The organism is Xanthomonas boreopolis, assembly GCF_046529185.1.
GTDB classification, from domain to species: Bacteria; Pseudomonadota; Gammaproteobacteria; order Xanthomonadales; family Xanthomonadaceae; genus Pseudomonas_S; species Pseudomonas_S boreopolis.
This window is the reverse complement of the sequence record NZ_CP097162.1, coordinates 1,518,186-1,539,833: the sequence shown is the minus strand read 5'-3', so window position 1 is coordinate 1,539,833 and position 21,648 is coordinate 1,518,186. Positions and strand designations below refer to the sequence as shown.

The 21,648-nt window shown below is 69.8% G+C and carries 22 protein-coding genes and 1 pseudogene; 11 read left to right on the top strand and 12 right to left on the bottom strand.

Annotated features, from left to right (window positions below; translation table 11 throughout):
• Window positions 1-94: 94 nt before the first annotated feature.
• A pseudogene (locus M3M27_RS06885) lies at window positions 95-1,000 on the bottom strand (LysR substrate-binding domain-containing protein); the annotation flags it as partial.
• Between the two features lie 141 nt (window positions 1,001-1,141).
• Here M3M27_RS06885 and M3M27_RS06880 point away from each other — a divergent pair.
• Window positions 1,142-1,567 (top strand): RidA family protein, encoded by a 426-nt coding sequence (locus tag M3M27_RS06880; RefSeq protein ID WP_140718981.1) that lies wholly within the window; start codon window positions 1,142-1,144, stop codon window positions 1,565-1,567.
• A gap of 52 nt (window positions 1,568-1,619) precedes the next feature.
• Here the strand turns inward: M3M27_RS06880 and gpmA are convergent, their stop codons facing one another.
• Window positions 1,620-2,369 (bottom strand): 2,3-diphosphoglycerate-dependent phosphoglycerate mutase, encoded by a 750-nt coding sequence (gene gpmA, locus M3M27_RS06875; RefSeq protein WP_140718982.1) that lies wholly within the window; start codon window positions 2,367-2,369, stop codon window positions 1,620-1,622.
• 104 nt (window positions 2,370-2,473) lie between these two features.
• On the opposite strand from gpmA, the gene nfi reads away from it, so the two are divergent.
• From nfi to aqpZ, 4 genes are all read left to right on the top strand, one after another.
• Window positions 2,474-3,184 carry a deoxyribonuclease V gene (gene nfi / locus M3M27_RS06870; RefSeq protein WP_434027556.1) on the top strand — a complete coding sequence of 237 codons (711 nt, stop codon included), beginning with the start codon at window positions 2,474-2,476 and terminating at the stop codon, window positions 3,182-3,184.
• 58 nt (window positions 3,185-3,242) lie between these two features.
• Window positions 3,243-4,136, top strand: coding sequence for a pirin family protein (locus tag M3M27_RS06865; protein ID WP_140718984.1), 894 nt, complete (start codon window positions 3,243-3,245; stop codon window positions 4,134-4,136).
• Between the two features lie 249 nt (window positions 4,137-4,385).
• Entirely contained in the window at window positions 4,386-4,841 is a 456-nt protein-coding gene (locus M3M27_RS06860) for a hypothetical protein (protein WP_140718985.1), read from the top strand.
• An 83-nt stretch (window positions 4,842-4,924) separates the two neighbouring features.
• The gene (gene aqpZ, locus M3M27_RS06855; RefSeq protein WP_140718986.1) at window positions 4,925-5,641 is read left to right on the top strand and encodes an aquaporin Z; all 717 of its coding nucleotides are present in this window, start codon (window positions 4,925-4,927) and stop codon (window positions 5,639-5,641) included.
• 229 nt (window positions 5,642-5,870) lie between these two features.
• On the opposite strand, the gene M3M27_RS06850 is transcribed toward aqpZ, so the two are convergent.
• Together M3M27_RS06850 and M3M27_RS06845 are read right to left on the bottom strand one after the other, a co-directional pair.
• On the bottom strand, window positions 5,871-6,275 hold the full coding sequence (locus M3M27_RS06850; protein ID WP_140718987.1) for an OsmC family protein: 405 nt from the start codon (window positions 6,273-6,275) through the stop codon (window positions 5,871-5,873).
• A gap of 44 nt (window positions 6,276-6,319) precedes the next feature.
• The gene (locus tag M3M27_RS06845) at window positions 6,320-7,180 is read right to left on the bottom strand and encodes a pirin family protein (RefSeq protein ID WP_140718988.1); all 861 of its coding nucleotides are present in this window, start codon (window positions 7,178-7,180) and stop codon (window positions 6,320-6,322) included.
• Between the two features lie 225 nt (window positions 7,181-7,405).
• Here M3M27_RS06845 and M3M27_RS06840 point away from each other — a divergent pair, with 225 nt between their 5' ends.
• Both M3M27_RS06840 and M3M27_RS06835 read left to right on the top strand, forming a co-directional pair.
• Entirely contained in the window at window positions 7,406-9,487 is a 2,082-nt protein-coding gene (locus M3M27_RS06840) for a carbon starvation CstA family protein (protein ID WP_140718989.1), read from the top strand.
• Window positions 9,487-9,711 (top strand): YbdD/YjiX family protein, encoded by a 225-nt coding sequence (locus M3M27_RS06835; RefSeq protein ID WP_140718990.1) that lies wholly within the window; start codon window positions 9,487-9,489, stop codon window positions 9,709-9,711. Before M3M27_RS06840 ends, M3M27_RS06835 begins: the two co-directional genes overlap by 1 nt.
• A 356-nt stretch (window positions 9,712-10,067) precedes the next feature.
• Here M3M27_RS06835 and M3M27_RS06830 read toward each other — a convergent pair whose 3' ends face one another.
• From M3M27_RS06830 to dmeF, 4 genes are all read right to left on the bottom strand, one after another.
• Window positions 10,068-10,805 carry a ThuA domain-containing protein gene (locus M3M27_RS06830; protein WP_434027555.1) on the bottom strand — a complete coding sequence of 246 codons (738 nt, stop codon included), beginning with the start codon at window positions 10,803-10,805 and terminating at the stop codon, window positions 10,068-10,070.
• A 74-nt stretch (window positions 10,806-10,879) separates the two neighbouring features.
• On the bottom strand, window positions 10,880-12,127 hold the full coding sequence (locus M3M27_RS06825; protein WP_434027554.1) for a DUF819 domain-containing protein: 1,248 nt from the start codon (window positions 12,125-12,127) through the stop codon (window positions 10,880-10,882).
• 105 nt (window positions 12,128-12,232) lie between these two features.
• The gene (locus M3M27_RS06820) at window positions 12,233-12,451 is read right to left on the bottom strand and encodes a hypothetical protein (RefSeq protein ID WP_140718995.1); all 219 of its coding nucleotides are present in this window, start codon (window positions 12,449-12,451) and stop codon (window positions 12,233-12,235) included.
• Window positions 12,452-13,132: 681 nt separating this feature from the next.
• Window positions 13,133-14,128: a CDF family Co(II)/Ni(II) efflux transporter DmeF gene (gene dmeF, locus M3M27_RS06815; protein ID WP_140718996.1), complete on the bottom strand. Its 996-nt coding sequence runs from the start codon at window positions 14,126-14,128 to the stop codon at window positions 13,133-13,135.
• A gap of 50 nt (window positions 14,129-14,178) precedes the next feature.
• Here dmeF and M3M27_RS06810 point away from each other — a divergent pair, with 50 nt between their 5' ends.
• Both M3M27_RS06810 and M3M27_RS06805 read left to right on the top strand, forming a co-directional pair.
• Complete coding sequence (locus M3M27_RS06810; protein ID WP_434027553.1) at window positions 14,179-14,451, top strand: metal/formaldehyde-sensitive transcriptional repressor; 273 nt, start codon at window positions 14,179-14,181, stop codon at window positions 14,449-14,451.
• A 269-nt stretch (window positions 14,452-14,720) separates the two neighbouring features.
• Entirely contained in the window at window positions 14,721-15,125 is a 405-nt protein-coding gene (locus M3M27_RS06805) for a Rap1a/Tai family immunity protein (RefSeq protein WP_434027552.1), read from the top strand.
• 115 nt (window positions 15,126-15,240) lie between these two features.
• On the opposite strand, the gene M3M27_RS06800 is transcribed toward M3M27_RS06805, so the two are convergent.
• Entirely contained in the window at window positions 15,241-15,732 is a 492-nt protein-coding gene (locus M3M27_RS06800; RefSeq protein WP_140719001.1) for a single-stranded DNA-binding protein, read from the bottom strand.
• 211 nt (window positions 15,733-15,943) lie between these two features.
• On the opposite strand from M3M27_RS06800, the gene M3M27_RS06795 reads away from it, so the two are divergent.
• Window positions 15,944-16,513, top strand: coding sequence for an NADPH-dependent FMN reductase (locus tag M3M27_RS06795; protein ID WP_434027551.1), 570 nt, complete (start codon window positions 15,944-15,946; stop codon window positions 16,511-16,513).
• A 74-nt stretch (window positions 16,514-16,587) separates the two neighbouring features.
• Window positions 16,588-17,586, top strand: a complete 999-nt coding sequence (locus M3M27_RS06790; RefSeq protein ID WP_434027550.1) for a polyprenyl synthetase family protein — start codon at window positions 16,588-16,590, stop codon at window positions 17,584-17,586.
• Between the two features lie 143 nt (window positions 17,587-17,729).
• Here the strand turns inward: M3M27_RS06790 and M3M27_RS06785 are convergent, their stop codons facing one another.
• The 3 genes from M3M27_RS06785 to murL form a co-directional block, all read right to left on the bottom strand.
• Entirely contained in the window at window positions 17,730-18,536 is an 807-nt protein-coding gene (locus tag M3M27_RS06785; protein ID WP_434027549.1) for a dienelactone hydrolase family protein, read from the bottom strand.
• Between the two features lie 324 nt (window positions 18,537-18,860).
• Window positions 18,861-20,264 carry a UDP-N-acetylmuramoyl-L-alanine--D-glutamate ligase gene (gene murD / locus M3M27_RS06780; RefSeq protein ID WP_434027548.1) on the bottom strand — a complete coding sequence of 468 codons (1,404 nt, stop codon included), beginning with the start codon at window positions 20,262-20,264 and terminating at the stop codon, window positions 18,861-18,863.
• Window positions 20,245-21,603, bottom strand: a complete 1,359-nt coding sequence (gene murL, locus M3M27_RS06775; RefSeq protein ID WP_140719006.1) for a UDP-N-acetyl-alpha-D-muramoyl-L-alanyl-L-glutamate epimerase — start codon at window positions 21,601-21,603, stop codon at window positions 20,245-20,247. Before murL ends, murD begins: the two co-directional genes overlap by 20 nt.
• Window positions 21,604-21,648: the final 45 nt, after the last annotated feature.

The window sequence follows — 21,648 nt, the reverse complement described above, 5'->3', positions numbered from 1 at the left end:
GTCGCGCACGGCACGCTGCGCACGGATCGGCGGATGCGCACCGCCAGGCCGGCCCGCGCGCATCGTCGGCGCGCGGCACGCTCTCGAGGCCGGCGACGGGCGCATGCCGTGCCATCAGTTCGACCACCCAATCGATGAACGCCCGCAGCTTGGCGCTGACATGCCGGTTAGGCGGGAATGCCAGGTACAGCGGCATCGGCTCCAGATGCCAGTCCTCGAACAGCGCCACCAGCTCGGCGCGCGCCAGGTGCGGCTTGGCCATGTAATCCGGCAACCACAGGATGCCCAGGCCGGCCAGGCCGGCCTCGAGATAGGCATTGCCGTCGTCGACGGCGAGCACGTAGCGCCCGCGCACCTCGACGCGCTCCCCGCCGCGGCGCATCGCGTACGGCAGCGCCTTGCCGGCGCGCGCCCACAGGAAACCCACGATGCGATGATGGGTATCCTCCAGTTCGCGAGGATGCGCGGGCCGGCCCGCGCGCGCCACGTAGCCCGGCGCGGCGTAGACGCCGAGCCGCAGATCGCCCACGCGCCGCGCCACCAGCGATCGATCGGTCAGCTCGCCGCCGCGCACGACGCAGTCCACGCCCTCCCCGATCAGGTCCACCCTGCGGTCGCTCACGCCCATGTCGATCTGGATGTCCGGATAGCGGGCATGGAAGTCGGGCAAGGCCGGCACCAGGATCATCCGGGCCAACGGACTGGGCACGTCCACCCGCAAGCGGCCCCGCGGCGAGGCGGAGGCATCGGACAGGCCGGTCTCGGCATCGTCCAGGTCGGCAAGCAGGCGCACCACGCGTTCGTAGTAGGCGGCGCCATCGGCGGTGACGTTGACCTTGCGGGTGGTGCGATTGAGCAGTTTCACCCGCAGCCGCGCCTCCAGCTGCTGGACCAGTTGCGTCACGCTGGTCTTGCTCGTGCGCAAGGTCTCGGCGGCCTTGGTGAAGCTGCCGGTCTCCACCACGCGGGCGAACGCCTGCATCGCATCGAAACGGTCCATTTACGACTCCGGCGCCCGGGAACTGTTTGGATTCTACAAACGGTGATACCCGGATCGACGCGTTTATCCGGCCGGACCCGCCGCCTACGCTACCGCCATCGTCGAGACACCGGACCGCCACGGTCCCCATCGGAGGTTTTCATGGCAACACGCGATGTCGTCTTTCCCGCCGGGCGCCAGGCGCTCTACCAGCGCAACCGCTATTCGCCGGCGATCCGCTCCAACGGGTTCCTGTTCGTCTCCGGGCAGGTCGGCAGCCGCGAGGACGGTTCGCCCGAGCCGGGCCTGGAAGCGCAGGTGCGGCGGGCGTTCGACAATCTCAACGCGGTCCTGGCGGCGGCCGGCTGCAGCTTCGACGACGTGATCGACGCGACCGTGTTCATCGTCGATCCGGCGTCGAAGTTCGACGCGATCTGGAAGATCGCCTCCGAATACTGGGGCGAGGCGCCGCACCCGACGCTGACCGGCATCGGCGTGACCTGGCTGTACGGTTTCGAGTTCGAGATCAAGGTGGTCGCGAAACTGCCCGGAACCGTCGCGGGCGACCCCATGCCCGCCGCGGCGTAGCCGCAGGAAGGCCCGGCCGGGGCCGGGCTTGCTGCGTCGCGACGGGGCGGGCCTACTTCGCCTTGCCCTGGTTGGCCACGGCCTCGGCGGCGCGCTTGGCGGCCTCGGGATCGCCCAGGTAACGGTAGGACTGCACGTTCAGCTGGTCGTCCAGTTCGAACAGCAGCGGGATGCCGGTCGGGATGTTGAGTTCCAGGATCTCTTCGCGGCTGACGTCGTTGAGGTACTTGTAAAGCGCGCGCAGCGAGTTGCCGTGCGCGGTCACCAGCACCGTCTTGCCTTCCTTCAGCTGCGGGGCGATCGCATCGTGCCAGTACGGCAGCACGCGCTCGAGCGTGGTCGCCAGCGACTCGGTGGCCGGCAGCGCCTTGCGGTCCAGCCCGGCGTAGCGGCGGTCGTGCGAGGGATGGCCCGGGTCCTCCAGGTCCATCGGCGGCGGCGGGATGTCGTAGGAACGGCGCCAGATCTTGACCTGTTCCTCGCCGTGCTTGGCGGCGGTCTCGGCCTTGTCCAGGCCCTGCAGGCCGCCGTAGTGGCGCTCGTTGAGCCGCCAGCTCTTGTGCACCGGCAGCCAGTCCTGGTCCAGCTCGGCCAGCGCGGCCTGCAGCGTATGGATCGCGCGCTTGAGCACCGAGGTGTGGGCGACGTCGAACTGCAGCCCTTCTTCCTTCATCAGGCGGCCGGCGGCGGCGGCCTCGGCGCGGCCCTGCTCGGTCAGGTCCACGTCCACCCAGCCGGTGAAGCGGTTTTCCAGGTTCCATTGGCTCTGGCCATGGCGCAGCAATACGAGTTTGCGGGTCACTACGGATCTCCGGGACGCGGGTGAGGACGCCGATTGTAGCGGCGTCACGCGTTCCGAGCCCGGTCACGCCAAGCATGCCCCGTCCCGTGCATGCTTGGCCCATGATGACCGAGACTTCATCCGTGTTCCCGGGCTGGGACGGCAGCGTCCAGCGCGCACGCGCGCTGCAGAAGGAACTGGCGCGGCAGGTGCTGCTGCGCGACCTGTTCCCGTCCTCCCCGTTGCTGCTGGCGGGCTTCGACGTCGGCTTCGAGGACGCCGGCGCCACCACCCGCGCCGCGGCGGTGCTGCTGGACGCGCGCACGCTGCGGCCGCTCGAGCTGCAGGTCGCGCGCGTGCCGACCTCGACGCCCTACGTGCCCGGCCTGCTCAGCTTCCGCGAGCTGCCGGCGCTGTTGCAGGCGCTGGCGCAACTGTCGCGGCGGCCGGAGCTGGTGTTCATCGACGGCCAGGGCATCGCCCATCCGCGCCGGCTCGGCATCGCCGCGCACTTCGGCGTGGCGACCGGGCTGCCGACGCTGGGCGTGGCCAAGAAGCCGCTCGCCGGCCGGTTCGAACCGCCGGGCGAAGCCGCCGGCGACCACACCCCGATCGAGCTGCACGGCGAGCAGGTCGGCTGGGCGTTGCGCAGCAAGGCGCGCTGCAATCCGCTGATCGTCTCGCCCGGGCACGGCATCGGCCTCGATTCGGCCCTGGCCTGGACGCAGCGCACGCTGCGCGGCTACCGGCTGCCCGAACCGACCCGGCTGGCGGACCGCCTGGCCTCGCGCCGCGGCGACATGCCGCCGCTGGAACACCCCATTTCCCCGCCGTGACCCCTCCTCGCCACTGCCCGTGCCATCCTGCCGCCTCGATCCACGCCGGAGCCCGCGCATGACCACGATCATCGATCCCCGCACCCACGACCTGGGCGACGGCCTCACCGTGCGCCGTGCGGTGCCGACCCTGCAGATGCGCAGCGTCGGCCCGTTCGTGTTCGTGGACCACATGGGGCCGGCGGTGTTCGAGCCCGGCCGCGGCATCGACGTGCGCCCGCATCCGCACATCGGCCTGGCCACGGTGACGTTCCTGTGGGCCGGCGCGATCCAGCACCGCGACACGCTCGGTTCCGACCAGGTGATCCAGCCCGGCGACGTGAACTGGATGACCGCCGGCCGCGGCATCGCCCACTCCGAGCGCTCGCCCCAGCAGGCGCGCCGGAACGAGCAGCGCCTGCATGGCATGCAGACCTGGGTCGCGCTGCCGAAGGAGCATGAGGAGGTCGAGCCCGCGTTCTATCACCACGCCGCCGCGACCCTGCCGCAGCAGCGCCGCGGCGGCGCCTGGCTGCGCGTGATCGCGGGCCGCGCCTATGGCGAGGAGTCGCCGGTGAAGGTCTTCGCCGACACGCTCAACGTCGCGATCGACCTGGAGCCGGACGCGGAGGTCGATCTCGACGCCGGCCATCGCGAACGCTCGCTCTACATCCTCGAAGGCGAGGCGCAACTGGACGGCGTGGACATCCCCGCGCGCCACCTGGTGGTCCCCGAACCCGGCAGCCGTGCGCGCCTGCGCGCCAAGACCCCGCTGAAGGCCATGCTGATGGGCGGCGAGCCCCTCGATGCCCACCGGCACCTGTGGTGGAACTTCGTGTCCAGCTCCAGGGAGCGCATCGAACAGGCCAAGGAGGACTGGCGCAACGGCCGCTTCGGTACCATCCCGGGCGACGACCAGGAGTTCATCCCCCTGCCCGAGCAGCCCGCCCCCAAGCCGCCGAACTATCCCTGAGCCGGCGGCAAGACCGTCGCGGCGGGATTTGTCACGGCCGCCGGGCTTGGTTATCGTGGCCCGGCCTGGTCGCCTGGCCGGGCACGTCGGGGGTGCGCCAGGGGGGGCGCTGTACGGGCGATCGGGGAGGGTGGCCCGGGCAACGCTTGACGCAACACGGTGCATCGCCGGATGGCCTCCATCGTGGGTCCTTCACGAGAGCGCCGCACGCTCCATGTGCGGGGTCCTTTTCTGTCCGGGGAACCTTGAATGAAATCCGCTTTCCGCCTCGTCGGCCTGTCGTTGCTGTCCGCGTCCGCGTGGGCCCAGCAACAAACCGCCTGTCCCACCCTGCCACCGTCCTCGGGCCTGCAATGGAACCAGCAGGCCGGCAGCGACTACCTCGCCTGCAAGGCCTCCAATGCCGAAGGCAGGCAAGTGGTGGGCCTGATGTTCACCACCCGCGATCCCGGCATCGTGCTGTCGCGCGATCGCCGCGCCGAGAAGGGCGAGATCGGCGGCGAATCGATGTACTGGTACAGGCTCGACCTGGGCGGGCGCCAGTTGCCTGAAATGGAATCGCGCCGCATCACCGTGGCCGAGCTCGGCAAGCATCGCTATGCCCAGATCTGGATCGATGCCGCGAGCGGCGACGAGCTGGCCTCGGTGCAGTCGCTGGTGCAGAGCCTGGACCTGGAACCGGCCAGCCTGGCGCTCGGCCGCTGAGCCCCCTCTGTTGAACCTGGCGCGGCGCGAGTATTGAATGGCGCATCCCGCCCAGTCCGGGCGGGCTTGCTCAGGAGTCGACCATGTCACTGGCTAAACGATTGACGGCGGAGTTCCTCGGTACGTTCTGGCTGGTCCTCGGCGGTTGCGGCAGCGCGGTACTCGCCGCGAAGTTCGGCGGCGACGGCAATCCCCTCGGCATCGGTTTCCTCGGCGTGGCCCTGGCGTTCGGCCTCACCGTGCTCACCGGCGCCTATGCGTTCGGCCACATCTCGGGGGGGCACTTCAACCCGGCGGTGAGCTTCGGGCTGTGGGCCGGCGGGCGCTTCCCGCTCGCCGACCTGGTGCCCTACGTGGTCGCGCAGGTCGCGGGTGCGATCTTCGCCGGCTTCATCCTGTTGCAGATCGCGCAGGGCAGCGCCGGCTTCGCGATCGACGGCAGCCAGGCCGGCGCATTCGCCAGCAACGGCTACGGCGCATTGTCGCCGGGCGGCTATTCGCTGGCGGCGGCGTTCCTGTGCGAGGTGGTGCTGACCGCGGTGTTCCTGCTGGTGATCATGGGCTCGACCCATGCCAACGCGCCGACCGGCTTCGCGCCGATCGCGATCGGCCTGGCGCTCACGCTGATCCACCTGATCAGCATCCCGGTGACCAACACCTCGGTGAACCCGGCACGCTCCACCGGCGTGGCGCTGTTCGCCGGCAGCGGCGCGATCGGCCAGCTGTGGCTGTTCTGGGTGGCGCCGCTGATCGGCGGTGCGCTCGGCGGCGTGATCTACAAGGCGCTGGGGAAACATTGAAACCCGCTCGACCCGCCGGCGGAGATCCCGCCGGCGGGTCGAGCCGCATCGCGCGCAAGCGTGGCCTGGAGCCGGTCCATCTCGATCGGCTCCGCCATCTTCCCGGCACGGATTGGCTGATGCGCCGGGAACTATTCCCGGTGCATGCCGCAACGCCTGCGGCGCGCGACCGGCCTGATCCTGCCAGGCATCTCCACCTCCGTTCGACCGGATCCCCGCGATGGCGGCGTCAGGCGGGCGCCAGCGTGGTGGCGATGCCGACCTCACCGGTGAGCAGCCGGTGGATCGGGCATTTCTCGGCGATCTCCAGCAGCTTCTGGCGCTGCGCGTCGTCGAGCGCCCCCTGCAGTACGACGTTGCGCTCGATCGCGGTCCCGGTGGCATCGCGCTTGCCGTACCGCAGGTGCACCGTGATGCCCTGCAACGGCCACTGCTTGCGCGCGGCGAACATCCGCAGCGTGATCGCGGTGCAGGCGCCCAGCGCGCCCAGCACCAGCGCCTCGGGATCGGGCGCGGCATCGGCGCCGCCATTGGCGGGCACCGTGTCGGCGCTCCACGAATGGCGGCCGTCGTCGATGACGACGTGGTACGGCGCAGCCTCGCTGCGCGCGGTGACGATCGTGGTCTCGCTCATGCGTTCTCCGCTGCAAGGCGACCGGCTGGTGCCGGCCGCGGGTCTCAGAAGCGTCCTTCCTGGAAGTCCACGAAGGCCTGCATCAATTCCTGCCGGGTGTTCATCACGAACGGCCCGTAGCGCATCACCGGCTCGCGCAGCGGCCGGCCGGCGACCAGGATCAGGCGTGCGCCCTGCTGGCCGGCGCGCAGCTGCAGGCGTTCGCCGCCGCCGAGCACGGCCAGCTGCCGCGTCTCCAACGGCCGCGCGTCGTCGCCCTCGCCCACTGCCAGCCCTCCTTCGAAGGCATAGGCGAACGCGTTGTGCCCGGCCGGCAGCAGGTAGTCCCAACTCGCGCCGGGCGCCAGCTCGATATCCAGGTAAAGCGGATCGGTCGCCGGCTGCACGATCGGGCCGGCGACCTCCCCGACCCGGCCGGCGATCACCTTTACCGCGACGCCGTCCGCCGGCGTCGCCACCGGGATGCGGTCCGGGGCGAACTCCTGGTACTTCGGCTCGGTCATCTTGTCCTTGGCGGGCAGGTTCACCCACAACTGGAAGCCGCGCATCCGCCCGGACTCCTGCTCGGGCATTTCCGAATGCACCAGGCCGCGCCCGGCGGTCATCCACTGCACGCTGCCCGGCGTCAGCAGGCCTTCGTTGCCGTGGTTGTCGCGGTGGCGCATGCGCCCGTCCAGCATGTAGGTCACGGTCTCGAAGCCGCGATGCGGGTGCTCGGGAAAGCCGGCGATGTAGTCCTCGGCCCTGTCGGTGCCGAACTCGTCCAGCATCAGGAACGGATCCAGGTCCGGCAGCTCGGGCGTGCCGATGACGCGCGTCAGCTTGACGCCGGCGCCATCGGAGGTCGGCTGGCCATGCAGGGTCCGCAGGATCCTCGCGGAGGGGATGCGGGAAGTGTCGCTCATGGAAGCGCTCCTGTTGGAAACCGCGGATATGGGCGCCCGGGCCGCGGGCGCCAATGGCGAACGACGCAACCCATTGTTCCAGAAGCGCCGGGCTGGCGCAGGCAGGCTCCCGCCCGCGGCCGGCGCCGCCGCCTACGACCAAAGTGGTAGCGGCCGCCACGCCGGCGGGATTGACCGGCCCGCGGCAGGGGGGGAACCTTAACCGGTCTTTCCGGAGGGACGTGCATGAAAGGTTTCTCGAAGCTGGCCTGGGCCGCGCTCGCGGTCGTGGGCGCGTTCTGTCTAGGGACGGTGGCATTGCGGCGCGGCGAGCACATCAACGCGCTGTGGATCGTGGTCGCCGCCGTCTCGATCTATCTCATCGCCTATCGCTTCTACGCGCTGTTCGTCGCCAACAAGGTGATGCAGCTCGATACGACCCGGGCCACGCCCGCGGTACTCAACAACGACGGTCTGGACTACGTGCCGACCAACAAGCACGTCCTGTTCGGCCACCACTTCGCCGCGATCGCCGGCGCCGGCCCGCTGGTCGGCCCGGTGCTGGCCGCGCAGATGGGCTACCTGCCGGGCCTGCTGTGGCTGGTGGTCGGCGTGGTCTTCGCCGGCGCGGTGCAGGACTTCATGGTCCTGTTCCTGTCCAGCCGCCGCAACGGCCGCTCGCTCGGCGACCTGGTGCGCGAGGAAATGGGCCAGGTGCCCGGCACCATCGCGCTGTTCGGCGCCTTCCTGATCATGATCATCATCCTGGCGGTGCTGGCGATGGTGGTGGTGAAGGCGCTGGCGGAAAGCCCCTGGGGCATGTTCACCGTGATCGCGACGATGCCGATCGCGATCCTGATGGGCATCTACATGCGCTACATCCGGCCCGGCAAGATCGGCGAGATCTCCGTGGTCGGCCTGATCCTGCTGCTGGCGGCGATCTGGTTCGGCGGCAAGGTCGCGGCCGACCCGACCTGGGGCCCGGCCTTCACCTTCACCGGCACCCAGATCACCTGGATGCTGATCGGCTACGGCTTCGTCGCCTCGGTGCTGCCGGTGTGGCTGCTGCTGGCGCCGCGCGACTACCTGTCCACCTTCCTCAAGATCGGCACCATCATCGCGCTGGCGATCGGCATCCTGATCGTGATGCCCGACCTGAAGATGCCGGCGCTCACCCAGTTCGCCGCCAGCGGCGACGGCCCGGTCTGGAAGGGCGGCATCTTCCCGTTCCTGTTCATCACCATCGCCTGCGGCGCGGTCTCCGGCTTCCACGCGCTGATCTCCTCGGGCACGACGCCGAAGCTGCTCGCCAACGAAGGCCACATGCGCTACATCGGCTACGGCGGCATGCTGATGGAGTCGTTCGTCGCGGTGATGGCGCTGGTGGCCGCCGCGATCATCGAGCCGGGCATCTACTTCGCGATGAACAGCCCGGCGGCGGTGATCGGCGCCGATGCGGTCTCGGCCGCGCACTACATCACCAACACCTGGGGCTTCACCATCAGTCCCGAGCAGCTGGAAGCCACGGCCGCGGCGATCGGCGAGCCAACCATCCTGCACCGCGCCGGCGGCGCGCCGACGCTGGCGGTGGGCATCGCGCAGATCCTGCACGAGGCCATCCCCAGCGGCAGCGACGCGATGATGGCGTTCTGGTACCACTTCGCGATCCTGTTCGAGGCGCTTTTCATCCTGACCGCGGTGGATGCCGGCACCCGCGCCGGCCGCTTCATGCTGCAGGACCTGATCGGCAACTTCGTCCCGGCGATGCGCCGCACCGAGTCGTGGACCGCCAACATCATCGCCACCGCCGGCTGCGTGGCGCTGTGGGGCTACCTGCTCTACACCGGCGTGGTCGATCCGTTCGGCGGCATCCAGACGCTGTGGCCGCTGTTCGGCATCTCCAACCAGATGCTGGCCGGCATCGCGCTGATGCTGGGCACGGTGGTACTGTTCAAGATGAAGCGCGACCGCTACGCCTGGGTCACCGCGGTACCGGCGGTATGGCTGCTGATCTGCACCAGCTATGCCGGGCTGATCAAGATCTTCGACAGCAACCCGGCACAGGGCTTCTTGGCGCAGGCGCACAAGTTCCAGGCCGCCATCGCCAGCGGCACGGTCACCGCCCCGGCCAAGAGCGTGGCGCAGATGCAGCAGATCGTCACCAACGCCTACGTCAATACCGGCTTGACCGTGCTGTTCCTGTTCGTGGTGTTCGCGACGCTGATCTACTCGATCAAGACGATCGTGGCCGCCCGGCGCAATGCGCAGCGCACCGACAAGGAAACGCCGTACGTCGCGCTCACCCCGGCCCAGATGGCGGACCTGTGATGAGTACGGACCTGGTCCCGGTCGGGCAGTACCAGGCGCACCGCCGCTTCTGGCGGCGCCTGGTGCAGACCGCGCGGCTGTGCTGCGGCATACCCGACTACGACAACTACGTACGGCACATGCTGGAGAAGCACCCGGACCGTCCGGTCATGGACTACCCGACCTTCTTCCGCGAGCGCCAGGAAGCCCGCTACGGCGGCAAGAGCGGCTTCCGCTGCTGTTGAACCTTCCCCGGGCGACGACACCGGCAGGCGGCCTCCGGGCCGCCTGTTTTCATTCCCGCAGGCTCCCTTGCTCCCGGCCAACACGGCTCTTGAACAATGCGCGCCGCAGCGCGTTCCGGCGGCGTGCCGGACTCCGTCGTCGCCGATGGCTGAGCATGTCGTGTTCGACAACGACGGAATGCGAGCACGAAGCACGGAAACCTGGGCGCGCCCTATCGGCCGATCGGCCGGTCCGTCCAGACATGCGCGAGCCGATGACTCGCGCATGTCTCTATCCGAGGAAGGAAACCGCTCTTGCAAGGCAACAGCGATAGAGCTGCCAGGACTGCAGCCTCCCAACGGGCGCCTTCAGACGCTCAACAGCCCGGCGCGATGCCCGCCGCGTACCGCAATCCGCCACGCAACTGCGCCAGGAAATGCGGATCGGCATAGATCGCCGCATCGTGCCCCAGTCCCGTGTACCACGCACGGCCACCGTCGAAGGCATGGCACCAGGCAATGGGATGGTCGGCGCCCATGGTCCCGCCTTCGTACAGCTTCTCGTCGATCGTGGCGAGCACCTGCACCTGCCCGCGCGGATTGCTGCGGTAGTTGTACAGCTCGTCGCGGACCGGCCAGGCTTCGCCGTCCGGCCGGCCATAGCGCTCGGGCTGTACCCGGCTGCCCTGCAATCCGGGCGGATGCCCGCCGAAGTAGGCGGCCACCAGTTTCCCGTACCAGGGCCATTCGTAGCCGGTGTCCGCCGCGGAGTGGATGCCGACGAAACCGCCGCCGGCGCGGATGAAGCGCTCGAACGCGGCCTGCTGCGCCGCATCCAGCACCTCGCCGGTGGTGTTGGCGAATACCACCACGCGATAGCGCGCCAAGGCCGCATCGGTGAACGCCGCCGGATCCTCGCTGGCATCGGCCTGCATGCCCTGCTCCTCCGCCAGCCGCCGTACCGTCGCGATCGCGGTGGGAATGGAGTCGTGGCGGAACGTGGCGGTCTTGCTGAAGATCAGCACGCGCATGGCGGTCTCGGGAACGGGCGCTGCGGCCGCGGACGAACACGGCAGCAGGGCGGCAAGCAGCAGGGCGATGGCAAGGCGGAGCATGGGCGGATTCTGGCATGGCCGCGTCGCCGGGCCTTTGCGCGCAGCAACATGCGCGCCGCCGGCTCGACCGGCCCTCATGCCCCTGCCATGGAACGCAGCATGACGCCCACCAGGTACGCCAGATAGGTGCCGGTCGCGTAGCCCATCGTACCGAGCAGCACCCCGACCGGTGCCAACGCGGGATGGAATGCGGCCGCCACCACCGGGGCCGAGGCGGGACCGCCGATGTTCGACTGCGACCCGATCGCGAAATAGAAGAACGGCACGTGCAGCAGCCGGCCCAGGCCCCACAACAGCACGATGTGCACCGCGATCCAGATCAGCCCGAGCAGGAACAGCCATGGCCGGTCCAGCAGCGACAGCAGGTCCATCTGCATGCCGATGCAGGCGATCAGGAAGTACAGCAGCAGCGAGCCGATCCTCGACGCGCCGGCGCCTTCCAGCGTGCGTGCCCGCGTGAAGCTCAGCGCCAGGCCGCAGCTGGTGGCCAATACCACGACCCAGACGAACGTCGAGTCCAGGCTGAACTGCGCCGCCCACGCCACGTTGCGCCCGAACCATCCGGCGAGCGGTGCGGCGATCGCGTGCGACAGTCCCACCGCGCCGAATGCCACGCCGACGATCATCATCAGGTCGGTGAGGCTCGGGATGCGCTCGTGCTCGGCCTGGAACTTCGCGATGCGCGCCTTCAGCTCGTCGATCGCGCGGGTATCGGCGCCGCTGCGAGCATCGATACGCTGCGCCCGCCCGGCCAGGAAGATCAACGTCGCCATCCAGACGTAGCCCACGCCGACATCGACTACCGCGAACTGCCCGAACGTGGTCGCGTCCACGTTGAACACCTCGCGCATCGCCAGCATGTTGGCGCCGCCGCCGATCCAGCTGCCGGCCAGCGCCGCCATGCCCGCCCAGGTATCGCCGGCGACCGTGGACGGGTGCAGCCATTTCATCAGCTGGAACGCCACCACGGCCCCGAGCATGATGCTCAGCGAGGCGCCCAGGTACATCGCCACCAGCTTGGGCCCCAACCGCAGGATGCCCTTGATGTCGACCGCGAGCGTCAGCAGCACCAGCGCCGCCGGCAGCAGCACGTCGCGCGCCACCGGGTTGTAGAGCCGGGTGGTCTGCCCGTCGATCAGGCCGATGGTGTTGTAGATGCCCGGCAGCAGGTAGCACAGCAGCAACGCCGGCACGAATGCGTAGAAGCGTTTCCAGAAGCCCTGCTCGCGCGAGGCGGTCCAGAACACCGCTCCGAGCGTGGCCGCGATCAGGCCGAAGACGACGATGTCGTTGTCGATCAATGCATGGGAATCTGGGTTCACTGACGACCTGGCCGGGAACGGGGAAACGCCGAATCTAGCCGAGCCTGGCTCCCGGGGCCAATCCGGGACGCACCCGCCCACCCGGCGCGGGCGCCGGCGACGGGCTCATTCGTAGCGGCGCACCACCCGCTCGCCGTCGGGCGCTCGCAGGACCACGTCCGCGGGCTGGCCGGTGGTGAGCCGGTGCAGCTTCGCCATCAGTTCGGCGTTCTCCAGCGCGCCCTGCTCGCGCAGGTAGCGCAGCGGCGACCAGTGGGGCCGGCACACCAGCCAGGCGCCCTTCTCCGGCTCGATGCTGACGACGTAGCGATCCTTCGATTCCATGACTTCCTCGGCTGCGACGGTATCGGGAACGGCCATGGACGCCGGGACGAGATGCGCCGATCGCCAGCCGCGGTTCCATGTGGCTGGCGGCCGATCTTGCGGCCGATGCTGCGCTGCACGCATTGCCCTGGCGGCCAGCTCCCGGCCGCAGCGCATGCCTTTGCTCGACGCGCCCAAGGCCGCTCCGCACTCGTCTCGGAATCCATAACGCGCCCCCATGGGGGGCCCCGAACGGGAAAGCACCAACCATCGAGCCACTGGTCACGGCGAGCCGGCAGGGCGCCAAACACCGTGTTCCGGCACTCGGGGAATGTGCAGGGGGTGTTCCAGCACTCGAACCGGCGCGCCCTTACTCAAGGGGCCGCGGGTTGAGTAGCCATCGGCCCCGCGTCCGGCGCCGCCAGCATCCTCCTCCGCCCCCCGCCGCGCCGTCAGTCCCGTCCCCATATCCGGGTAGGACAATTCCTACGTGACGGAAGTCACATCCCGCGATATGCTCCTCCCCAGCGACCATGCCTTGGGGGAAGGCACATGCAACAGTTGCTGCGCAAGTACGAATTGCCGGTCAAGACCGGCCTGGTGCTGGTCTACGCCGCCGTGATGGCCGGTTTCATCGCCCGGTTCGCCTGATCCCGCCACGGCGGCCCACCTCGCCGGGCTCCGCCGGTAACCCGCTCCCGTTCAACCGGGCGCCTGCCGGCTGCCCCCGGCAGCGGCATCGTGGTGCACCCGATGGATCTCGACGGTCACGTGCACGAGTTCCTCGTGGATGGCCAGTGCGCGGCGGAACGCGTCCGCGTCGCGGTCCGAGTCGGTGACGATTCCGACGACGCAGGCGTACTTGCCCTTGCCGACCTGCCAGACGTGCAGGTCGCAGATGCGCGCGGGCACGTCGCCCTGTTCGATCACCTCGCGGATTTCCTCGACCACCGGCGCGTCCATCTGCGCATCCAGCAGGATGCGCCCGCTCTTGCGCAGCAGTCCCCACGCCCAGACGGTCACCAGCGCGGCTCCGACCAATCCCATCACCGGGTCCAGCCAGGCCGCGCCGAACACCATGCCGCCGAGCAGCGCGACGATGGCCAGCACCGACGTGGCCGCATCGGCGATCACGTGCAGGTAGGCCGAACGCTGGTTCAAGTCGTGGCCGTGCCCGCGATGATCGTGGTGATGGTCGTGGTGGTGATCGTGCTCATGGGCATGCTCATGGCCATGGTCGTGGTGGTCGCGCAGCCACCAGGCGCAGACCAGGTTCACCGCCAGCCCCACCACCGCGATGGCGATCGCCTCCGGATAGTGGATGCGGCTGGGCAGCATGAGCCGCTCGATCGACTGGAACGCCATCAGCGCGGCCACCACCAGCAACAGCACCGCGCTGGTGTATCCGCCCAGGATCTCGATCTTCCAGGTTCCGAACGCAAAGCGGCGGTCGTGGGCGTAGCGCCGGGCGCAGGCATAGGCGAACGCGGAAAGGCCCAGCGCCAGCGCATGCGAGCTCATGTGCCAGCCGTCGGCCAATACCGCCATCGAGTTGAACCACCAGCCGCCGGCGATCTCCACCACCATCATCGCGATGGTCAGCCACATCGCGCGCCTGGCTCCCCGCTCGGCCAGGGCGTTGCCGGAATCGAACGCGTGGGTATGGCGCCGCTGTTCGGCGAGGGCATCCAGGGACATAGGAAAACCTGCGTGGGAATATACCCCCCTAGGGTATATAATCCGCGGCCATGGCGCACGTGACCCGAAACCGGAAAGCCCTGCTGAGCCGCGTCCGGCGCATCGCCGGGCAAGTGGCGGCCCTCGAGAAGGCCCTGGAAGGCGAGGCCGACTGCGGCGACGTCCTCGTACAGATCGCCGCGGCCAAGGGCGCGATGCACAGCCTGATGATGGAGGTGCTGCGGGGGCACCTGGAGGAACACGTGGTCGCCGAACAGGACCAGGACGCGCGACGGCAGGAAGCCGGGGTCCTGCTCAAGCTGTTGCAGGGTTACGCGAAGTAACGCCCCGCCGGCCCTGCGCCTGCCCCGCTCTACGTTGCGCCCCGGTGGCCCGTGCCGGCCGGCGGGCGGCCGAAGAGGAACGGGCCCGTCACGTCTTCTCGCCAGGCGGCAAGTACCATGCCGGGACGCCCGGGATGCACCGGCCTTTCGGCGGCGACGGCGACACCTGGCTGGCGTCTCGCCGGGATCCGCTCGATCGGCGTTTCGGCAAAGCCTGCGCGCCGATCCACCGACCGCCCCGCTCCACTCTCCGAACGGAAGCCCTCGCCATGCGCCTGCCTCGCCTGTTTTCCGCCGCACTGCTGGCCACCTCGCTCTTCGCCACCACGCTATCGGCGCAACCGCAGCCGGCCCCGGCGGGAGCGTCGGGCCAGCCTTATCGGACCTTGCGAGCCAAGGAACTCCTGGCCGGCATCGACGAAGGCGCACTGGCGGCCCCGACCCCTGACCCGGCAAGACAGCGCGAACTCTCGACCGGCAGGGCCATGGCCTACGTCTATGGCGTTGCCGACATCACCGCGGGCAAGGCGTGGTGCCCGCCACCCCGGCTGGCGATCAGCGAACTGGCCTCCGTCACCTATGCCTACCTCGCCAAGCTGCCCCCTGCCCGCCTGGACGAGCCGGCCTCGGTCGCGGTCGTGCAAGCCCTCGGCGCCGCGCATCCCTGCAAGTGACGGCAGTCCGTGCCGGTCGCCCTGCCGGCCAGGCCATCCGCCCCTCCCAGAAACAGAAAGGCCCGCAAGAGCGGGCCTTTCCCTTCGCGCGCGCAGCAGCCTGGCGCGAGATCGCTCAGAACGGGATGTCGTCGTCGGCGAAATCGTCCATCGGCGGCGCGGCGGACGGCTGCGGCGCGGCCTGCTGGCGGCGCGGCGCGTATTCCTGACGCTGCGGCGCCTGGCGCTGCGGGCGATCCCCGCCGTACCCGCCACCGCCACCGCCACCCTCGCCACGGCCACCGAGCATCTGCATCTCGTTGGCGACGATGTCGGTGCTGTACTTCTCCACGCCGTCCTGGCCGGTGTACTTGTCGTAACGGAGTTCGCCTTCCACGTACACCTGGCTGCCCTTGCGCAGGTATTCGCCGGCGATCTCGCCGAGCTTGCCGAAGAACACCACGCGGTGCCACTCGGTGCGTTCCTGGTTGTTGCCGTCGCGGTCCTTGCGGACGCTCGTGGTCGCCAGGCTGATGCGGGTCACGGCCATGCCGCTCTGGGTGTACTTGGTGTCCGGATCGTTGCCGAGGTTGCCGACCAGGATGACTTTGTTGATGCCGCGGGCCATTGAATTCTTCCGTCTGTGCCGGCCGGCACGGGCGCCGGCGGCGGGGTGAGGCTGGATGGGGCACGATAGTACCATCCCGCCGGACCGCCCTTCCCGGCGTGTCCCTCCCGTCCGCAGGTAGGCGCAGTCCCCGCCGCCGGGTAGGACAAGCTCCACGGGGCGTTCGCCCTACCTGCTAGGCTTGTGGCCTCCCCTCCGCTGGAAGACTCCCATGGCCCGCATCGTCGGTCTGGCCGGCAGCCTGCGCCGCGACTCCTTCAATGCCGCCCTGCTGCGGCAGGCGGCGGCCGTCGCCCCCGCGGGCAGCCGCATCGACATCCATTCGATCCGCGAGGTGCCGCTGTACGACGGCGACGTGGAGGCCGCCTCGGGCATCCCCGAGGCCGTGGCCCGGCTCAAGGACGCGGTCGCGCAGGCCGACGGCCTGCTGCTGGTCACCCCGGAGTACAACAACGGCATCCCGGGCGTGTTCAAGAACGCCATCGACTGGATGTCGCGGCCGTCGCAGGACATCGCGCGCGTGTTCGGCGGCACGCCGGTCGCGCTCGTCGGCGCTTCGCCCGGGCCGTTCGGCACCCTGCTGAGCCAGACCGCCTGGCTGCAGGTGCTGCGCACCCTGGGCACGCGGCCGTGGTTCGGCGGGCGCCTGATGCTGTCGCACGCCGACCGCGCGTTCGACGAGCGGGGCGCGCTGAAGGATCCGGCGATGCAGCAGCGGCTGGCATCGTTCGTGGCCGGTTTCTGTGCGTTCTGCGATGCCGGCGGGAACGCGGCGGAATGATCCATCGCACGCCGGCAGGCCCGCTGGCGGACCCCGGCACTTATAATTCCGGGCACGCCATCCCATCGCACCGCATGAGCATCGCCGAAGACCTCCGTCCCGCCCTGGACCTGCCCCGGATCCAGGCCCTCGCCGCTCCCGACATGGCCGCGGTCGATGCGCTGATCCGCCGCCGGCTGGCTTCGGACGTGGTGCTGATCAACCAGATCGCCGACCACATCATCTCCGCCGGCGGCAAGCGCCTGCGGCCGATGCTGGTGATGCTGGCCGGCCACGCGGTCGGCCGCGCCGGCGCCGACCACCACCAGCTCGCGGCGATCATCGAGTTCATCCATACCTCGACGCTGCTGCACGACGACGTGGTCGACGAATCCGACCTGCGGCGCGGCCGCAGCACCGCCAATGCGCTCTGGGGCAATGCGCCGAGCGTGCTGGTCGGCGACTTCCTGTACTCGCGCAGCTTCCAGCTGATGGTGGAACTGGACAGCATGGCGGTGATGCGCCTGCTCGCCGACACCACCAACCGCATCGCCGAGGGCGAGGTACTGCAACTGCTGCACGTGCACAACCCGGATACCGACGAAGCCGCATACCTGCGGGTGATCGAGCGCAAGACCGCGGTGCTGTTCGCCGCCGGTACGCGCCTGGGCGCACTGGCCTCCGGCGCCGGCGAGGCGGTGCAGGACAAGCTGTACGACTACGGCATGCAGCTCGGATACGCCTTCCAGATCGCCGACGACGTGCTCGATTACGCCGCCGACGCCGAAGCGCTGGGCAAGAACCTCGGCGACGACCTGGCCGAAGGCAAGGCCACCTTGCCGCTGATCCATGCGATGGCGCATTCGGACGAGGCCACGCGGCAGCGCCTGCGCGAGATCGTCGAGCAGGGCGAGGCTTCGGCGATGCCCGAGGTGCTGGCGGCGATCCGGGCCACCGGCGGGCTCGATTACAGCCGCCAGCGCGCGTTCGACTACGCGCTGGCCGCCGAGCGCGCCCTCGACGGCTTGCCGGAGAACGAGGCCGTCGCCGCCCTGCGCGGCCTGGCCCGCTACGCGGTGTCGCGCACGCATTGATCCGCCGTTGCGGATAGAAGCGGGGCAATCGCGACACGTCTCTTTAGTGGGAAGGGACTTCAGTCCCGACGCTGGTCGATGCCGCGCGTCGGGACTGAAGTCGCTCCCACAAGTGCACCGCCCGCCAGGAGCGGAACCTTCCGTCAGTCGCCGAAGCGTTCCTCGAAGAAATCGTGAAGCATGCGATAGGCGCGCTTGGCCGCGCGCGCGTCGTAGCGGCAGTTGCTGGCCGGATCGTTGCCGGCCTCGGCTTCGGCGAAGCAGTGCACCGCGCCGCTGAAGTCGACGAACTGCCAGTCGGCGCCGGCCCGGTCCATCTCCTGCTCGAACGCCGCGATGTCCTGCGCGCCGACGCTCTTGTCGGCCGCACCGTTGAGCACCAGCACGGGGGTCCTGGCGACGCCGGCCGCCGCGGGCGTCGGCGTGGACAGGCCGCCATGCAGGCTGACCGCCCCGGCCAGCGGCGTCCCCGCGCGCACCAGTTCCAGCACGGTACTGCCGCCGAAGCAGAAACCGACCGCGCCGATCCGCGAGGCATCCAGCGGCGCCTTGCCGGCCTGCGCCTTCAATGCCTCCACCGCCTTGAGCGCGCGGGTGCGCAGCGTCGCCGTATCCTGCTTGAGTCCGCCGGCCAGCTTGCCGGCCTCGCCCGCGTCGGCGGGGCGGCGACCCTTGCCGTAGACGTCGGCGACCAGGACCACGTAGTCGTCGCCGGCCAGCTTCTTGGCCGTCTCCACCGCCGTATCGGTCACGCCCATCCAGTTCGGCACCATCACCAGGCCCGGCCGCTCGTCGTGCTCGGCATCGTCGTAGACGAGCACGCCGGAGAACGTGTCCTTGCCGACCGTCCATTCCACCGGTCGCGCCTGCATCGCCGCCATGGCCGATTGCGACAGCGCCGCCATCGCCACCACGCCCATCGCCTGCCACCACGTCTTGCGCTTGCTCATCGGTCCGCCTCTGCCGGGAACTGCGGCGAGTGTAGTCCAGCCCGGCGCGTCGATCCGCGGGCTTGTGCACAGCCGGTGTGGATCAGGCCGGGAGAAGCCTGTGGACAACCTCGCACGGGCCTTGCGGCGCGGGGGGGCGCGGCGACATGGCGAAATTTTCGCCAGCCCTCGGAGCCGTTTTCCACAACCGGTGTGGACGAGCCGCGGAAAACATTGTGGATAAGCGCCGGCAGGCCTTGTGCCGCATGGCCCCGGCAGCGCAAGGCGAAATTTTCGCCACTCCCTGCCGCCGGGACGAGGCGTCCCGGCGCGGCCATTCCCGGGTCAGGCCACGCCCAATCCGGGAATCGCGCTGATCTGGTCCGGATCGAATCCGGCCAGTTCGGCGAAATGGCGGCCGCGTGCGACGTAATCGCGGTAGGCGCCGAAGCTCGGTGCGCCCGGCGACAGCAGTACCACGCCGCCCTGCCCGCCCAGCGCCTGGCGCGCCAACGCCACCGCCTGCGGCAGATCGGCGGCGGCATGCAGCCCGAAGCGGCCAGGCGCGATCGGCGCCAACAGGTCGTGGATGCGCGGGCCGTTGGCGCCCATCGTCACGATCTCCAGCGGCGGCGCCTGGCGCATGTGTTCGGCGAAGTCGTGCCAGTCCAGGCCGCGGTCGTGGCCGCCGACCAGCACCGCGACGCGGCGCGCCGTGAAACAGGCGAGCGCCGCCAGCGTGGCGTGCGGCGTGGTACTGATCGAGTCGTTGACCCAGGTGATGCCGTCGCTCGCGCCGACGGTCTGCAGCCGGTTTGGCAGCGGGCGGAAGGTCAAGGCGGCCGGCGCCAGCGCGGCGGCATCCAGGCCGAGCGCCTCGATGGCCGCGAGCACCGCGCACAGGTTGCCGCGGTTGTGCCGGCCCGGCAACGGCACGCTGGCGGTGTCGAATACCGATTCTTCGCCGCGATACACCACGTCCTCGCGCATGTGCCAGCCATCGGGCCGGTTGAACCAGCACACCTCGCTGTGCGGCAGTTCCAGCCGCGCCAGGCGCGGATCGGCGGCATTGAGCAGGGCGATGCGCGGATGCGCCGCGGTGACCAGCGCCAGCTTGTCGGCGACGTAGCGCTCCTCGCTGCCATGCCAGTCCAGGTGCTCGGGGAACAGGTTCAGCACCAAGGCCAGTTCCGGGCGCGCGCCGCTGCGCGCGACATCGAGGGTCTGGTAGCTCGACAGCTCGATCGCCCAGTACCGCGGCGGCGGTTCCGGCGCCAGCAACTCCAGCAAGGGCAGGCCTATGTTGCCGGCCAGCGCGGTGCGATGGCCGCCCGCGCGCAGCAGGTGCGCCAGCAGCGCGGTCGTGGTGCTCTTGCCCTTGGTCCCGGTGACGCACACCGCCCCCGGCACCTGGCCGCCCGGCTGGGCGTGCTCGGCGAACCACAGCGCGGTACCGCCGACGAACTGCGTGCCCTGCGCCGCAGCGGCCTGCGCCTCGGGCTTGTACGGACTGATGCCCGGCGACTTGATCACCACTTCGAAGGCCGCCAGGCGCCCGGCGCTGGCCTCGGTCTCGATGTCCAGCAGCGGATCGCCGAGCGCCTGCGCCTCGGCGACCTCGGCCTCGCCACAGAACAGGGTCAGCGGCGCGGCGGCGTGCGCGCCCCGGAACGCGCGATACGCCGCGCGCCCTTCGCGGCCCCAGCCCCACAGCGCGACGCGGCGCCCCTCAAGCTGCGAAATTCGCACGCACGCGCTCCCACAGCACGGCGGGGATGCGATGTTCGTCCTCGATCGCCAGCAGCGGTTCGATCTCCAGCTCCGCGGCCTGCAGCTGCGGCCGGATCTCGCGGACGAAGCGCTTCACCAGCGCGTCCTCCTGCCACTCCGCGCGCGCGGCCAGCGTCGCCATCGCGGCGCGCGACTCGCGGCCCTCGCCCACGCACTCGAACGGCTTGTGGTCGTGGAACTCCAGCAATGCGTCGTAGCCGGCGGCCTGGGTCGCATCGTCGAGCAGGTTGCGGCCGAAGATCCGCACCAATCGCGTCTTGGGCATGAACGGCGCCAGCGCCAGGAACACGAAATGGCACTTCGGGCAGACCCCGCACCAGCGGTGCACCGGGCGTTCGCCCATGATGTGGAAGTTTCGGTTGCAGCTGGAGAAATGCGCGTCGTAGTGGTCGTTCTTGGCGAACTGCCGCGCCACCGCCAGCTCGGAGAGCGGCCGCAGCAGCGAGTAGTAGTGCAGGTCGGCGGCGACGTGGCGCTCGACGTGCTCGCCGAACGCCTGCTCGAACGCCCAGCCCTTCGACCACTGGTGGTTGACCTCGCCGGTGCCGGGGATCAGGCTGCCGTAGCTGGCCGAGCGCTCGTTGGAGAACACCACCTGGTCCACGCCCAGCAGCAGCGCGGCGAACACCATGATCATCGAGTTGATCGCGGTCACCGGGATATGGCCGTTCCAGGCACCCTGGCGGTTGAGCTCGAACAGCTCCGGCGCCAGCGTGCGGCCGATGTTGAGCGTCGGCAGCCCGGTGCGCTCGGCGCAGGCGCGGATCAGTTGCGAACCGCCGATCCAGGTGACGGTCTGGGCAACGCCGGCGGTACGCAGCGCCTCGATGCTGACCAGCGAATCCTTGCCGCCGCCGATGGCGACCAGCGCGTGCTCGCGCAGGCCCGCCGCCGGGGCCGGCGCCGCCGCCGGCGCTTCGACCGGCAGCTTGAAGCGGCCGTGCAGGTCCAGGCCGTTGCGGTAGGCGAACTCGCCCAGGCCGTGCAGGTACAGGTTCTCCACCAGCGCGGCCGTCTCCGCATCGATCGCATAGTCGTCGATCGACACCTTCGCCGGTACCGCGGCCTTGTAATAGCTCACGCCTGCGAACAGGTGCAGCAGCCGCAGCGCCTGCCGCACCGCCTCGGCGCGCGCGCCTTCCAGCGCGAACGGCGCGCCCGGCACGGTGATGGTCTCGACCAGTTCCGGCCCCTGGTCGAAGGCGTACACCAGCGAGGCCACACCGGTGGCCGCGTCGAAACCGCAGCGGACGAAGCGGAAGGTCGTGATCTGGTGTTTGTCGAAAGCAGCGGTCATGGATATTCCGGGGTTAGAACGTGTTACGGCCTTTGGAATGCGTGC